This is a genomic window from Pseudomonas sp. NPDC077186 (genome assembly GCF_044543505.1).
GTDB lineage: Bacteria > Pseudomonadota > Gammaproteobacteria > Pseudomonadales > Pseudomonadaceae > Aquipseudomonas.
This window is the reverse complement of the sequence record NZ_JBITWE010000002.1, coordinates 430,785-445,226: the sequence shown is the minus strand read 5'-3', so window position 1 is coordinate 445,226 and position 14,442 is coordinate 430,785. Positions and strand designations below refer to the sequence as shown.

At 69.1% G+C, this 14,442-nt stretch carries 13 protein-coding genes; 9 read left to right on the top strand and 4 right to left on the bottom strand.

Features of this window, described 5'->3' with window-relative positions:
• Window positions 1-27: 27 nt before the first annotated feature.
• Together ACIGKL_RS10685 and ACIGKL_RS10680 are read right to left on the bottom strand one after the other, a co-directional pair.
• Entirely contained in the window at window positions 28-843 is an 816-nt protein-coding gene (locus ACIGKL_RS10685) for a rhodanese-like domain-containing protein (protein ID WP_397486612.1), read from the bottom strand.
• A gap of 44 nt (window positions 844-887) precedes the next feature.
• Complete coding sequence (locus ACIGKL_RS10680) at window positions 888-2,408, bottom strand: HDOD domain-containing protein (protein WP_397486611.1); 1,521 nt, start codon at window positions 2,406-2,408, stop codon at window positions 888-890.
• A 118-nt stretch (window positions 2,409-2,526) separates the two neighbouring features.
• Here ACIGKL_RS10680 and motA point away from each other — a divergent pair, with 118 nt between their 5' ends.
• Together motA and motB are read left to right on the top strand one after the other, a co-directional pair.
• The gene (motA, locus tag ACIGKL_RS10675) at window positions 2,527-3,378 is read left to right on the top strand and encodes a flagellar motor stator protein MotA (RefSeq protein WP_397486610.1); all 852 of its coding nucleotides are present in this window, start codon (window positions 2,527-2,529) and stop codon (window positions 3,376-3,378) included.
• 16 nt (window positions 3,379-3,394) lie between these two features.
• Window positions 3,395-4,393 carry a flagellar motor protein MotB gene (gene motB, locus ACIGKL_RS10670; protein WP_397486609.1) on the top strand — a complete coding sequence of 333 codons (999 nt, stop codon included), beginning with the start codon at window positions 3,395-3,397 and terminating at the stop codon, window positions 4,391-4,393.
• Window positions 4,394-4,431: 38 nt separating this feature from the next.
• Here the strand turns inward: motB and rsgA are convergent, their stop codons facing one another.
• Entirely contained in the window at window positions 4,432-5,463 is a 1,032-nt protein-coding gene (gene rsgA / locus ACIGKL_RS10665; RefSeq protein WP_397486608.1) for a small ribosomal subunit biogenesis GTPase RsgA, read from the bottom strand.
• A 90-nt stretch (window positions 5,464-5,553) separates the two neighbouring features.
• Between rsgA and ACIGKL_RS10660 the strand changes: the two genes are divergently transcribed.
• Both ACIGKL_RS10660 and orn read left to right on the top strand, forming a co-directional pair.
• Window positions 5,554-6,345, top strand: coding sequence for a class I SAM-dependent methyltransferase (locus ACIGKL_RS10660; protein ID WP_397486607.1), 792 nt, complete (start codon window positions 5,554-5,556; stop codon window positions 6,343-6,345).
• A 31-nt stretch (window positions 6,346-6,376) separates the two neighbouring features.
• Entirely contained in the window at window positions 6,377-6,919 is a 543-nt protein-coding gene (gene orn, locus ACIGKL_RS10655; protein WP_397486606.1) for an oligoribonuclease, read from the top strand.
• An 86-nt stretch (window positions 6,920-7,005) separates the two neighbouring features.
• Here orn and queG read toward each other — a convergent pair whose 3' ends face one another.
• Window positions 7,006-8,079 (bottom strand): tRNA epoxyqueuosine(34) reductase QueG, encoded by a 1,074-nt coding sequence (gene queG, locus ACIGKL_RS10650; protein WP_397486605.1) that lies wholly within the window; start codon window positions 8,077-8,079, stop codon window positions 7,006-7,008.
• A gap of 60 nt (window positions 8,080-8,139) precedes the next feature.
• Between queG and ACIGKL_RS10645 the strand changes: the two genes are divergently transcribed.
• From ACIGKL_RS10645 to miaA, 5 genes are read left to right on the top strand one after another with little or no spacing between them, the layout of a single operon-like run.
• Complete coding sequence (locus ACIGKL_RS10645) at window positions 8,140-9,639, top strand: NAD(P)H-hydrate dehydratase (protein ID WP_397486604.1); 1,500 nt, start codon at window positions 8,140-8,142, stop codon at window positions 9,637-9,639.
• Window positions 9,627-10,094 (top strand): tRNA (adenosine(37)-N6)-threonylcarbamoyltransferase complex ATPase subunit type 1 TsaE, encoded by a 468-nt coding sequence (gene tsaE / locus ACIGKL_RS10640; RefSeq protein ID WP_031303737.1) that lies wholly within the window; start codon window positions 9,627-9,629, stop codon window positions 10,092-10,094. The genes ACIGKL_RS10645 and tsaE overlap by 13 nt, the downstream gene beginning before the upstream one ends.
• Window positions 10,095-10,102: 8 nt before the next feature.
• Window positions 10,103-11,533, top strand: a complete 1,431-nt coding sequence (locus ACIGKL_RS10635) for an N-acetylmuramoyl-L-alanine amidase (protein WP_397486603.1) — start codon at window positions 10,103-10,105, stop codon at window positions 11,531-11,533.
• Window positions 11,533-13,413 carry a DNA mismatch repair endonuclease MutL gene (gene mutL, locus ACIGKL_RS10630; protein ID WP_397486602.1) on the top strand — a complete coding sequence of 627 codons (1,881 nt, stop codon included), beginning with the start codon at window positions 11,533-11,535 and terminating at the stop codon, window positions 13,411-13,413. The genes ACIGKL_RS10635 and mutL overlap by 1 nt, the downstream gene beginning before the upstream one ends.
• A gap of 33 nt (window positions 13,414-13,446) precedes the next feature.
• A complete protein-coding gene (gene miaA, locus ACIGKL_RS10625) occupies window positions 13,447-14,364 on the top strand; it encodes a tRNA (adenosine(37)-N6)-dimethylallyltransferase MiaA (RefSeq protein WP_397486601.1) in 918 nt (305 codons plus the stop codon).
• Window positions 14,365-14,442 lie beyond the last annotated feature (78 nt).

Below are 14,442 nucleotides of genomic sequence, written 5' to 3'. Positions count from 1 at the left end.
GCTCATGCAGCTGGCTGGCGTCCGGGTTCAGCGTTCGACCGGGGTATCGGGCAGGTTGCCCCACTCGGCCCAGGAGCCGGCGTAGGCCTTGACCCGCGGATAGCCCAGGGCCTTGGCCACCACATAGGTGAAGCCGGAGCGGCGGTGGGTCTGGCAGTGGGTGATCACTTCCTTGTCGGGGGTGATGCCCAGATCGTGCAGCACTTCGGCGATGTCCTCGCGGATGCGCAGGCCACGCTGCGGGTCCATGCCGGCGGTCCATTCGAAATTGACCGCGCCGGGGATATGGCCGCCGCGCGCCGAGCTGAGTTTTTCGCCGCGGTATTCGTCCGCGCCGCGGGCGTCCCAGATCGCCAGGTCGGCGGCGCCCAGGCGCGCCTGCAGATAGTCGCGGCTGGCCGTCGGCTCTTCGTGCAGGGTCAGCGCCACCGGCGTGTGCCGCGCGGGCGGACTGTCCTGGCTCAGTGCGCGGCCTTCATCGATCCAGGCCTGCAGGCCGCCGTTGAGGAAGTGGTAGCGGCTGTGGCCGATCACGTCGAGCAGCCAGATGAAGCGCCCGGCCCAGGGGCCGCCCTCGTCGTCGTAGACCACATAGGTGGCGTCCGGGCGGTGGCCCAGTTCGGCGAACAGCGCTTCGAGCTGCGCCTTTGGCGGAACCAGGCCGGGGGCGGGGGGCTGGCCCAGCTGCGTACGCTTGCTGTCGACCCAGCGCGCGCCGGGGATGTGTCCGGCGGCATAGCGCGCCGCGCCGCTGAGGTCGAGCAGGATCAGCTCGGCGGCGTCCAGGCGGCTGGCCAGCTCGGCGGGCTCGATCACCAGGGGCAGGTTGGCGAAGGCGGACATGGAGGCCTCCTCGAATGAAAAGAGGCCGATTGTAGCGGAAAGGGCTAGCGCCCGCGCCTGGCGAAGCTGGCCAGGGCGCGCTCGATGCATTGCACGGTTTTACCGAAGGCCTGCAGGGCGAGCGCGTTGAACGGCTGGCCGCCCTGATCGGCGACCAGCAGCATGACCACCCGGCCATTGCTGGCCAGCGAGCGCAGCAGCAGGTGTTCGCCGGGGAACAGCGCCTTCAGGCTGCCCGGCAGCAGGGCGGAGAACTGGGCGATATTGACCGGGCTCAGGCGCAGCTGGCCGGGCTCGGCGAGCAGCCGGCGCAGCACCTGGCTGTGCGCCGGATCCAGGCTAAGGGCGCTGGCGCCCGGCTCCAGCCCCGCCTGTTGCTGGGCCTGCAGACGGCTGTGCTGGCGGTCGGCGAGCAGCAGCAGCACCCGATTCAGGCCGCAGGCCTGCAGGGCGTCGCGAGCGCAGGCGGTCAGCTGCAGGACGTTGGCGAAGGCGCTGGGCTCGGCGAGCAGGCGCGCGCAGTGCCGGCGCCAGGCGCCGAGGTCGTCGCTCCTGGGCGGGGGCGCGGCTCGGAGGGGCTGCAGGTGGCGTGCATCCCAGGGCCAGAGCAGGGCCTGGGCCGGGTGCCAGAGCTGGGCGTCATGGTTCAGACGGGCGCTGCTCGCCGCATGTCGGTGCACTTGCTGCTGGATCTCGTCCAGCGGCAGCTGCAGGTAGAGGCCGGTCAGACGCTGCCAGCGCAGGCTGTGCGGGGCGTTCCAGGCCTGGTGTGCCGACAGTGCCAGGCCGTTGGCCAGCAGCACGCAGTTGCTCGGCTGGGTCAGCCAGCGGCGCAAGGGAATGTCGGCATCGAGCAGCTGTTGCTGGTGCAGCGGGTGCTGGTTGTCGCGGGCGATATGCAGCGCCTTGACCAGCAGGCGGCGGTCGCGCTCCAGCAGGCGGTAGCCCTGCACTATCCACTCCGGCAGGCGCCAGCGTTCGGCCAGTTGCCGGCACAGCTGCAGCAGCGGCACGCCGAGCAGCTCCCGCTCCACCTTGGCCGGCCGCTCGCCCTTGACCAGGATGCGTTGCTCCCAGGCCTCGAACAGCTGCGGATGGGCGTACAGCAATGGCCAGAGCGGGGCGAGAAACAGCAGACTGCAGCCGTGCAGTTCGTTCCACAGGCGCGCCAGGCGGGCGCCGAACAGGCCGCGCGCCTGCTGGCTGGCATGTTGGCTGATCAGCAGGAGCTGGCGCAGGGCCAGAGGGATTTCCGCAGCCGGCAGGGCGGGGGCCTGGTTGAGCAGGGCCTCGCAGCGCTTCAGGCCGAGGCGGGCCAGCGCGGTTTCCAGGCTGTCGGCCGGATCGCTGAGGCTGCTGCCGGCCTGGTTGGCTTCGCGCAGCACCTGCAGGGCGAAGGTCGGGCTGAGTTCGATCGCCTCGGCGATCTCGCCCCAGCTGCGGCGGTTGTCGCCGAGGGTGCGACGCAGGCGCGCATGTTGCTCCTGCTCGATTGGCAGGGGCAGCTTGCCCAGCTGTTGCAACCAGGCGTCGAGACTGCGTGGCAGGGGCTTTGGCGTCGACATGCGAGTTGAGCCGAACTGGCTTTTGACCGTAACTGGCTATAGTCTGGCGTATAAGTTCCGATAATTAGAAGGGTTGTTTTTAATAACCCTCTCTCTTGGCTCTGCAAACACTCTTCCTATGGCAAAAATCATCGGCATCATCGTCGTCCTGGGCTGCGTCTTCGGCGGCTTCGTGCTGTCCGGCGGGCAGTTCATGGCACTCGTTCATCCTTACGAAGTGCTGATCATCGGTGGCGCGGCGCTGGGCGGCTTCCTCCAGGCCAACCCGGGCAGCATGTTCATGACGGTGTTCAAGAAGTCGGTGAGCATGTTCGGTACCCGTTTCACCCATACCTACTACCTGGAAGTGCTCAAGCTGCTCTACGAGGTCCTCAACAAGAGTCGCCGCGAAGGCATGATGGCCATCGAGGCGGACGTCGAGGATCCCAACGCCAGCCCGATCTTCAGCAAGTACCCGGGGGTGCTCAAGGATGCGCGGATGACCGCCTTCATCTGCGACTACCTGCGCATCATGTCCTCCGGCAACATGGCCCCGCACGAGCTGGAGGGCCTGTTCGACATGGAGCTAGCCAGTCTCAAGGAGGAACTCGAGCATCCCTCCCATGCAGTGGCCAAGATCGCCGACGGCCTGCCGGCCATGGGTATCGTCGCCGCGGTGCTGGGCATCGTGATCACCATGTCGATCCTCGCCGAGGCGGATAACGCGCAGATCGGCGAGAAGGTCGCCACCGCGCTGGTCGGCACCTTCCTCGGCATCCTCGCCTCCTACGGCTTCTTCGGCCCGCTGTCGACGGCGCTGGAGCATGACGCCAAGGAGGAGGTCAACCTGTACGAGGCGATCAAGGCGACCCTGGTGGCCTCGGCCTCGGGCATGCCGCCGAGCCTGGCGGTGGAATTCGGGCGCAAGGTGCTGTTCCCGGCGCATCGGCCGACTTTCACCGAGCTCGAACAGGCCATGCGTGGCAACTGAGCCGAGACGCTGAGCCATGGAAAACAACCAGCCGATCATCGTCAAACGCGGCAAGAAGAGCGCCGGTGGGCACCACGGCGGCGCCTGGAAGATCGCCTTCGCCGACTTCGCCACGGCCATGATGGCGTTCTTCCTGGTGATGTGGCTGATGTCCTCGGCCACCCCGGAGCAGAAGAAGGCCATTTCCGGCTACTTCCAGGACCCCATCGGTTTCACCGAGAGCGCCAGCCCGCACGCCATCGACCTCGGCGGCTCGCCGACGCCGGCTCCGGAACGCACCCTCAACCCGGAAATCAACGACCTGACCGACAGCCCGGACGTGGAGATCGACGCCGATCAGGTCGAGACCCTGGCCGACAAGCTGGAGCGCGAGCGCCTCGAGCTGCTGCTGCAGGAACTGCAGAACAAGGTGGAGGAGAATCCCGAGCTGCAGCGCTTCAAGGATCAGATTCTGTTCGAGATCACCCAGGACGGCCTGCGCATCCAGATCATGGACGCGGAGAACCGGCCGATGTTCGCCCTCGGCAGCGCCGAGCTGCAGCCCTACTTCGAGGACATCCTGCTGGCTATGGCCGACACCATTCGCGCGGTGCCGAACAAGATCAGCGTCAGCGGCCATACCGACGCCAAGCCCTTCGGCGGCCGCGGCGATTTCGGCAACTGGGAGCTGTCGGCCAATCGCGCCAACGCCGCGCGGCGCACGCTGATCGCCGGTGGCTACGCCGACGAGCAGGTGGCGCGGGTGGTCGGTTACGCCTCCTCGGCGCTGTTCGACCGCGAGGATCCCTTCAATCCGGTCAATCGGCGCATCGACATCATCGTCCTGACCAAGAAGGCGCAGCGCGCCATCGAGGGCGAGCAGGGCGGCGACGAGGTGCCGCCGCCGGCGCCTGCCGAGGCCGCACCGACGGCCCCCGGCGCGGCCAGCGAGCCGCTGCCGGCCGAGCAGGTGCGCGAGCGCCTGAATATCTTCGAGGACGGTGCGCTGCAGTTCGACCAGCCGGTCGACCAGTAGGCCTCGGCCTCCCGCTCACTGGCGCACGTCGGCGTCGCTCAATACTCGTCTTCGGGCAGGCTGGCGAGGATATGCCGGTAGCTGGCCATGCGCTGCGGCTGGATGCGCCCTTCTTCCAGGGCCAGGAGCAGCGCGCAACCCGGCTCGCGGTCGTGCTTGCAGTCGCGGAAGCGGCAGCGCCCGAGCAAGTCGTGGAACTCGATAAAACCGGCTTCGACGTCATCCCTGCTGACATGGCCGAGGCCGAACTCGCGGATACCGGGCGAGTCGATCAGCTGGCCGCCGCCGGGGAAATGGAACAACCGTGCGGTGGTGGTGGTGTGGGTGCCCTTGCCGGTCAGCTCCGACAGCGCGCCGACGCGGGTGTCGACCCCGGGCAGCAGGCTGTTGACCAGCGACGATTTGCCCACCCCGGACTGGCCGACGAACACGCTGACGTGGCCGTCCAGGCGTTTCTTCAACTGTTCCATGCCGTCGCCCTGGTGGGCCGAGACCTCCAGCAGCGGGTAGCCCAGCTGGCGATAGACGCCGAGCAGGGCGTTAAGCGCGACTTCGTTCTGCGCGTCGATCAGGTCGGCCTTGTTCAGCAGCAGCAGCGGGCGGATGCCGGCATGCTCGGCGGCCACCAGGTAGCGGTCGATCAGGTTGGCGTGCGGCTCGGGCAGCGGGGCGAAGACGATGACGATCTGGTCGACGTTGGCCGCCACCGGCTTGAGCGCGCCGCGCATGTCCGGCCGGCACAGCTCGCTGCTGCGCGGCAGCTGGGCGACTATCACGCCGTCGCCCTGGTTGCCGGCGCGCCACACCACCTGGTCGCCGGTGACCAGTGCCGGCAGGTTGGCACGCAGGTGGCAGCGGAATGCCTGGCCGGCCAGCTCGCCCTGCAGCGCCTCGATCTCCACCTGCACGCCGAAGTGGGCGATCACCAGGCCGGTCTGCTCCGGGCCCAGGTCGCCGCCTTCCAGGGCCTCTACGGCACGCGATTCGCGCTTGGCGGCGCGCGCCGCGCGTTCGCCCTGGATCTTTTCGATGCGCCAGCTCTGGCGGCGGTTGAGTTGGCGTTTGGCCATGGAGATTCCGAGTGGGTAGAGTTGCCGGGAAACAAGCCGCGCGAGTTTAGCATGGGCGCCGCGGCCTCGATTTGACCTTCAGGGGGCGGGATGGACGAACGCGAAGGGGGGCTGCAGCGGCCCTGGCGCCGGGTGTTGATGGCCCAGGGGTTGGCCGTCGCGCTGCTGTTGGCGGCGGTCTACGGACTGGCGCTGCTGTCGCCGCTGCGCCTGCCGCTGTGGCTGGCGGCGCTGGCGCAGGGGGCGCTGGCGGCGGCCATCGGTTGGCGCCTGGGGTTGTCGCGTTGGTGGTTGGGGATCAACCTGGCCTTCCTGCCGGCGCTGTGGCTGCTGCAGCAGGCGGCGCTGCCGGGCTGGCTCTACCTGCTGGGCTTTGTCCTGCTGCTGCTGGTCAACTGGAACAGCCTGCACGAACGCGTGCCGCTCTACCTCAGCGGCACGCGCGCGCGCCAGCAACTGGGCGACTGGCTGGCAGCGCGCGAGGCGCCGCCGCGTTTCGTCGACCTCGGTTGCGGCACCGCCGGCACCCTGCTGCATCTGGCGCGGCGCTTCCCGCGCGGGCGCTTCGTCGGCGTCGAGAGCGCGCCGCTGCTGTTTCTCCTGGCCTGGCTACGCTGCCTGGGGCAGGGCAACTGCAGCATTCGCTACGGCAGCCTGTGGCGTACCGAGCTGGCGCCGTTCGACGTCGTCTACTGCTTCCTCTCGCCGGTGCCGATGGCGCGCCTGTGGGCCAAGGCACGCTGCGAGCTGGCGCCCGGCAGCTGGCTGATCAGCAACAGCTTCGCCGTCCCCGGGGTTGCCCCAAATGCCGTGCGCGAACTGAACCAGGGGCGGCAGACGCAGTTGCTGCTGTGGCAGATCGGCGACGCCGATATCCGCTAGACTTGCCGCCTGAGCCAAGGAGCCGCACACCATGCAGAACCCCAACAACCTGATCTGGATCGACCTGGAGATGACCGGCCTGGAGCCGGAGCGCGACGTGATCATCGAGATGGCCACCATCGTCACCGACAGCGAACTGAACGTGCTGGCCGAGGGCCCGGTGATCGCCATTCACCAGAGCGACGCGGCGCTGGCCGCGATGGACGAGTGGAACACCCGCACCCACGGCCAGAGCGGCCTGACCCAGCGCGTGCGCGACAGCCGCATCGACACCGCCATGGCCGAGGCGCAGACCATTGCCTTCCTCGAGCAATGGGTGCCCAAGGGCAAGTCGCCGATCTGCGGCAACAGCATCGGTCAGGATCGGCGCTTCCTCTACAAGTACATGCCCGCGCTGGAGGCTTACTTCCACTACCGCTATCTGGACGTCTCGACCCTGAAGATTCTCGCCGGCATGTGGGCGCCGCAGGTCAAGGACAGCTTTCAGAAGACCGCCACCCACCAGGCGCTGGACGATATCCGCGAGTCCATCGCCGAGCTGCGTCATTACCGCGAGCATTTCCTCAAGCTGTGAGTCGTTTGGGGGCTCCTCGATCCGTTACCCCTCCGGATTACCTCCGGGTTACGTACTGACCTGCCGAGCGGTGCGCACGGCGCACCTTAGGTGCTTTCGCGCTGCTGGTGACGCATCAGCGCCCATTCGACATGCTCGCGCACAAGCGCCGAGGGGTGTTCGCGACGTGCCTGCAGCGCTTCGAGCACCGGAATGGTCGAGGGCGCATTGCCCAGGCCGACGGCCAGGTTGCGCAGCCAGCGCTCGTAGCCGGCGCGGCGCAGCGGCGAGCCTTCGGTGCGGGCTAGAAACTCCTCTTCGGTCCACAGGAACAGCTCGGCCAGGCTGGCGTTGTCCAGGCCGTGGCGCGGCTGGAAGTCGCCCTGCTCGGTGGGCCGGGCGAAGCGGTTCCACGGGCAGACGATCTGGCAGTCGTCGCAGCCGAAAACCCGGTTGCCGATGGGCGCACGTAGCGCCTCGGGAATCGGCCCCTTCAGCTCGATGGTGAGATAGGAGATGCAGCGCCGCGCATCCAGCACATAGGGGCCGACGAAGGCGGCGGTGGGGCAGATGTCCAGGCAGGCGCTGCAGCGTCCGCAGTGCTCGCTGCCGTGCGGCGCATCCACCGGCAGCGGCAGGTCGACGAACAGCTCGCCGAGGAAGAAATAGCTGCCGGCCTTGCGATTGAGCACCAGGGTGTTCTTGCCGATCCAGCCGAGGCCGGCCTGTTCGGCAATGGCCTTCTCCAGTACCGGCGCGCTGTCGACGAAGGCGCGGTAGCCGAACGGCCCGATCGTCGCCTGGATGCGCTCGGCCAGTTGCTGCAGGCGTTTGCGGATCAGCTTGTGGTAGTCGCGGCCCAGGGCGTAGCGCGACACATAGGCCGTTTCCGGCTCGTCCAGGCGCTGGGCCATCCGGGTGTCGCCGGGCAGGTAGTCCATGCGCAGCGACACCACTCTCAGGGTGCCGGGTACCAGCTGTTCCGGGTGCGAGCGCTTGCTGCCGTGCGCGGCCATGTAGTCCATCTCGCCCTGATAACCGGCGGCCAGCCAGCGTTCGAGGTGCGCCTCGTGTTCGCCCAGGTTGACACCGGCGATGCCCACCTGTTGGAAGCCCAGCTCGCGGCCCCAGTCCTTGATCGACTGGGCGAGGGTGGAGAGATCGAGGGAGGAGACGGACATTGCAGGGCAACCGCGGGGGAGGTGGGTATAATTCTGCCAGACATCCGCCGCGAGCGAGCCATGCGCCCGACACCTTCCCCCTTGCCCTTGACCCTGCACAGTGCCGAACAGGTGCGCGCGCTGGACGCCCGGCTGATCGCCGCCGGCACCCCCGGCTTCGAGCTGATGCAACGCGCCGCCCACGCCGCCTGGCGCGCGCTGCGCCGGCGCTGGCCGGAGGCCGGCGAGATCACCGTGCTGGCCGGGCGCGGCAACAACGCCGGCGACGGCTACCTGATCGCCGCGCTGGCCCATCGCGCGGGCTGGCGCGTGCGGGTGCTGGCGGTGGGCGAGCCGGCGACGCTGGGCGGCGATGCCGCGCTGGCCCATGCCGAGGCGTTGGCGGCCGGGGTCGAGATCCAGCCCTGGAGCGAATGCGCGCCGCTTTCCGGCGTGCTGGTCGATGCCCTGCTCGGCACCGGGCTGTCCGGTGCGGTGTGCGAGCCCTATGCCCAGGCCATCCGCCTGCTCAATGCCAGCGGCCGGCCGGTGCTGGCGGTGGACATCCCCTCCGGGTTGCACGCCGACAGCGGCGCGCAGCTCGGCGTGGCAGTGCGCGCCGAGCTGACGGTGACCTTTATCGGCCTCAAGCTGGGCCTGCTGACCGGCGTCGGCCCGGAGCTGTGCGGCGAGCTGCAGTTCGACGACCTGCAGGGCGATGCCGAGCTGCTGGCGCAGGCGCCAAGCGTGGCGCAGCGCCTGGCTGTGGTCAATCTGCCGCGCCTGGCGCCGCGCGCGCCGACGGCGCACAAGGGCCAGTTCGGTCATCTGCTGCTGGTCGGCGGCGACCTGGGCATGGGCGGCGCCGCGCTGCTCGGCGCCGACGCTGCGCTGCGCGCCGGCGCCGGCCTGGTGTCGCTGGCCACCCGCGCGGAACATGTGGCCGCCGCGCTGGTGCGCCGCCCCGAGGCGATGTGCAGCGGCGTGCTGTCGGCCAACCAGCTGCTGCCGCTGCTCGAGCGCGCCGATGTCTGCGTGGTAGGCCCGGGGCTGGGCCAGAGCGCCTGGGGGCGTGGCCTGCTGTCGGCCGTCGCCGCCGTCGAGCGAGCGCAGGTGTGGGACGCCGATGCGCTCAACCTGCTGGCCGCCGGTCGGGTCGCGGCGCCGCGGCTGGGCGTGCTCACCCCGCATCCGGGCGAGGCGGCGCGCCTGCTGGGGACGAGCACGGCCGAGGTGCAGGCGGATCGGCCGGCGGCGGCGCGGGCGCTGGCCGAGCGTTTCGCCCTGGTGGTGGTGCTCAAGGGCGCCGGCAGCCTGATCGCGGCGCCGGACGGGCGTCTGGCGCTGTGCGACCGCGGCCATCCGGCGATGGCCGGCGCCGGTCTCGGCGACGTCCTGGCCGGCCTGCTCGGCGCGCTGCTGGCGCAGGGCCTGGCGCCGTTCGAGGCGGCCTGCCTGGCGGTCTGGCTGCATGCACGGGCGGGCGAACGGCTCGCGGAACAGGGGCGCGGGCTGGCCGCCGGCGATCTGCCCCCTGCCATTCGTCAGTTACTGGAGGAGTTGTGTCCTTGTCTGAATTGAGACTCGAGGCCGCCGACGAGGCGGCGATGCTGGCCCTCGGCGCGCGGCTCGCCGAGGTCAGCGGCGGCGCCGGCATCATCTACCTGCACGGCGATCTGGGCGCCGGCAAGACCACCCTGTCGCGCGGCATGCTGCGCGGCCTGGGCCATGCCGGGGCGGTCAAGAGCCCGACCTTCACCCTGGTCGAACCCTACGAGATCGGCGCCGTGCGCGCCTTCCATTTCGACCTGTATCGCTTGGTCGACCCGGAGGAGCTGGAGTTTCTCGGCATCCGCGATTACTTCGAAGGCGATGCGCTGTGCCTGATCGAATGGCCCGAGCGCGGCGCCGGCGTTTTGCCAAAGCCCGACCTGGACATTACCATTAGCCCGCAAGCGAGCGGCCGTTCGCTGCTGTTGCAGGCACATGGGGCGCGCGGGCAGGCCTGGTGTGCACTGTTGGCAGGCCAAGCATAAATAGATCGATGGGGTTGGGTATGCGCATAGGCGCGCTGGTTACCGCTGTGGGGGTGTTGTGGGCGGCCCTGGCTGCCGAGGTGCTGGCCGCCTCGGATGTGCGCAGCGTGCGATTGTGGCGCGCGCCGGACAATACCCGGCTGGTCTTCGATTTGTCCGGTCCGGTGCAGCACAGCGTGTTCACCCTGGCCGCGCCCGACCGCATCGTCATCGACGTCAGCGGCGCCAAGCTGGCGACCAACCTCGGCCAGCTGTCGCTGGCCAATACCCCGATCACCGGTGTGCGCTCGGCCCAGCGCAGCGCCGAAGAGCTGCGCGTGGTCATCGACCTGTCGGCGCCGGTGACGCCGAAGAGCTTCGCCCTGGCGCCCAACCAGCAGTACGGCCATCGCCTGGTGGTCGACCTGTTCGACCAGAACGGCAGCGCGCCGGCGCCGACCCAGGCGCCCAGCGTGGCCGCCACGGCGCCGCCGGTGCCGGTCACCCCGACCCAGCCGCCGCCCAAGCTGACGCCGGTGCCCAATGGCAAGCGCGACATCGTCATCGCCATCGACGCCGGCCACGGCGGCGAGGACCCGGGCGCGCTGGCGCCGGTCAAGGGCCAGTACGAGAAGCACGTGACCCTGGCCATCGCCAAGGAACTGCAACGGCAGATCAATGCCGAGAAGGGCTTTCGCGGCGAACTGGTGCGCACCGGCGACTACTTCATCCCGCTGCGCAAGCGCACCGAGATCGCGCGCAAGAAGGGCGCCGACCTGTTCGTCTCCATCCACGCCGACGCCGCGCCGCGCGCCGCCGCCTTCGGCGCCTCGGTGTACGCGCTGTCCGAGCGCGGCGCCACCTCGGAGACCGCGCGCTGGCTGGCCGATGCGGAGAACCAGTCCGACCTGATCGGCGGTGCCGGCAACGTCAGCCTGGACGACAAGGACAAGATGCTCGCCGGCGTGCTGCTCGATCTGTCGATGACCGCCTCGCTCTCCTCCAGCCTCAACGTCGGGCAGAAGGTGCTGTCGAACATGGGCAGCATCACCTCGCTGCACAAGCGCCGGGTCGAACAGGCCGGCTTCATGGTGCTCAAATCCCCGGACATTCCGTCGATCCTGGTCGAGACCGGCTTCATCTCCAACCCCAACGAGGCGCGCAAGCTGCATACCGCCAGCCACCAGCAGGCGCTGGCGCGCTCGATCCAGACCGGCATCCGCCAGTTCTTCCGCGAGAACCCGCCGCCGGGCACTTACATCGCCTGGCTGCGCGACGAGGGCAAGATCGCCCCGGCCCCGCGCGAGCACGTGGTGGCGCGCGGCGAGAGCCTGGCGCTGATCGCCCAGCGCTACCAGATCGGCCTGGCCGCTCTGCGCAGCGCCAACAACCTCAATGGCGACGTGATCAAGGTCGGCCAGACCCTGCAGATTCCCGCCACGGCACTGGCGGCCCAGTAGTGAGCCTTATGTCCCGTATACACCTGCTCAGCCCGCGCCTGGCCAACCAGATCGCCGCCGGCGAAGTGGTCGAGCGTCCCGCCTCGGTGGCCAAGGAACTGCTGGAAAACAGCCTGGACTCCGGTGCACGGCGTATCGACGTGGAAGTCGAGCAGGGCGGCGTCAAGCTGCTCAAGGTGCGCGACGACGGCGGCGGCATCGCCCCCGACGACCTGCCGCTGGCCCTGGCGCGCCACGCCACCAGCAAGATCCGCGAACTGGAAGACCTCGAAGCCGTGCTCAGCATGGGCTTTCGCGGCGAGGCGCTGGCGTCGATCAGTTCGGTGTCGCGCCTGACCCTGACCTCGCGCACGGCGGACGCCGAGCAGGCCTGGCAGGTGGAGACCGAGGGCCGCGACATGCAGCCGCGGGTGCAGCCGGCGGCGCACCCGGTGGGCACCTCGGTGGAGGTGCGCGACCTGTTCTTCAACACCCCGGCGCGGCGCAAGTTCCTGCGCGCCGAGAAGACCGAGTTCGACCACCTGCAGGAAGTGATCAAGCGCCTGGCGCTGGCGCGCTTCGACGTGGGCTTCCACCTGCGTCACAACGGCAAGAGCGTGCTCAGCCTGCATGAGGCGGGCGACGAGATCAGCCGCGCGCGGCGCGTCGCCGCGGTGTGCGGGCCGGCCTTCCTCGAACAGGCGTTGCCGATCGAGATCGAGCGCGGCGGCCTGCGCCTGTGGGGCTGGGTCGGTCTGCCGACCTTTTCCCGTAGCCAGGCCGATTTGCAGTACTTCTACGTCAACGGCCGCATGGTGCGCGACAAGCTGGTCGCCCATGCGGTGCGCCAGGCCTATCGCGACGTGCTGTTCAACGGCCGTCATCCGACCTTCGTGCTGTTTCTGGAAATCGACCCGAGCACGGTGGACGTCAACGTGCACCCGACCAAGCACGAGGTGCGCTTTCGCGACAGCCGCATGGTGCATGACTTCCTCTACGGCACCCTGCACCGCGCCCTGGCCGACGTGCGCCCGGAAGATCAGGTCGCCGCGCCCGCAGCAGTGGCGCCGATGGTGCGGCCCAGCGGCCTGGCTGTCGGCGAGTTCGGCCCGCAGGGCGAGATGGGCCTGGCCGCCAGCGTGCTGGAAACCCCGCTTGCCAGTGCGCAGCCGGCCTGGCGTGGCGCCGGCGCGGGTTATCAACAGCCGGCTGGTAATCCGGGCGTGCCGGCCGCCGAGGCCCAGGCCGCTTACCGCGACTACTTCGCGCCGCTGCCCGGCGCTCAGGCGCCGGCGCTGCCGCAGGAGCAGGGCGACGTGCCGCCGCTGGGCTACGCCGTGGCCCAGCTCAAGGGCGTCTATATCCTCGCCGAGAACGCCCAGGGCATGGTAGTGGTGGACATGCACGCGGCGCACGAGCGCATCACCTACGAACGGCTCAAGCAGGCCATGGCCAGCGAGGGCCTGCGCGGCCAGCCGCTGCTGGTGCCGGAGTCCATCGCCCTCAGTCAGCGCGAGGCCGACTGCGCCGAGGAGCACGCCGAGTGGTTCCAGCGCCTCGGTTTCGAGCTGCAGCGCCTGGGCGAGGAGAGCCTGGCGATTCGCCAGATTCCGGCGCTGCTCAAGCAGGCCGAGGCCACCCAGCTGGTGCGCGACGTGCTCGCCGACCTGCTGGAGTACGGCACCAGCGACCGCATCCAGGCCCATCTCAACGAACTGTTGGCGACCATGGCCTGTCACGGCGCGGTGCGCGCCAACCGGCGCCTGACCCTGCCCGAGATGAACGCCCTGCTGCGCGACATGGAACAGACCGAGCGCAGCGGCCAGTGCAACCATGGCCGGCCGACCTGGACCCAGTTGGGCATGGACGACCTCGACAAGCTGTTCCTGCGGGGGCGCTGAGTGGCCAAGCCGTTACCGCCGGCCATCTTCCTGATGGGGCCGACCGCCGCCGGCAAGACCGACCTGGCCCTGGAACTGGCCCGCGTGCTGCCGTGCGACCTGATCAGCGTCGACTCGGCGCTGGTCTACCGCGGCATGGACATCGGCACCGCCAAGCCGGACAAGGCCGTTTTGGCGGAATTTCCCCACGCCCTGATCGACATTCGCGACCCGGCCGAGAGCTATTCGGCGGCAGAATTTCGCGTCGATGCCCTGGCGGCCATGGCCGAGAGCGCTGCGCGCGGACGCATCCCGCTGCTGGTGGGCGGCACCATGCTGTATTACAAGGCGTTGCTGGAGGGGTTGGCCGACATGCCCAGCGCCGATCCCGCCGTGCGCGCCGAGCTGGAGGCGCGCGCCGCGGTCGAAGGTTGGGAGGCGCTGCACCGCGAGCTGGCCGCGGTCGATCCTGAATCGGCGGCGCGCATCCATCCCAACGATCCGCAGCGCCTGACCCGGGCGCTGGAGGTCTACCGCGTCAGCGGTCTGAGCATGAGCGAGCACCGCCAGCGGCAGGCGGCGGGCGGCGGACAATTGCCCTATACTGTTGCGCAGCTTGCTATTGCTCCAGCGCAGCGTCAGGTCCTGCATGCGCGCATCGCGCAACGATTTCAGACGATGCTGGAACAGGGGTTCGTCGAAGAGGTCGAAGCCCTGCGTCGCCGAAGTGACTTGCACGCGGGATTGCCGTCTATACGAGCGGTAGGCTATCGCCAGGTGTGGGAATACCTCGACGGCAGGCTGTCCCGGGCAGAGATGGTCGAGCGCGGCGTGATCGCCACGCGGCAGTTGGCCAAGCGGCAGTTCACCTGGCTGCGTGGCTGGGACGATCTGCACTGGCTGGACAGTCTGGCCTGCGACAATCTGTCTCGCGCCTTGAAATACCTGGCAAGCGTCTCCATATTGAACTGAGACCTTGCCGCTGGCCGTCTATCCTTGGGGGTGGGGCGGCCTAAAGCCATTGTTTACCTACTAAAATTATTGAAATTG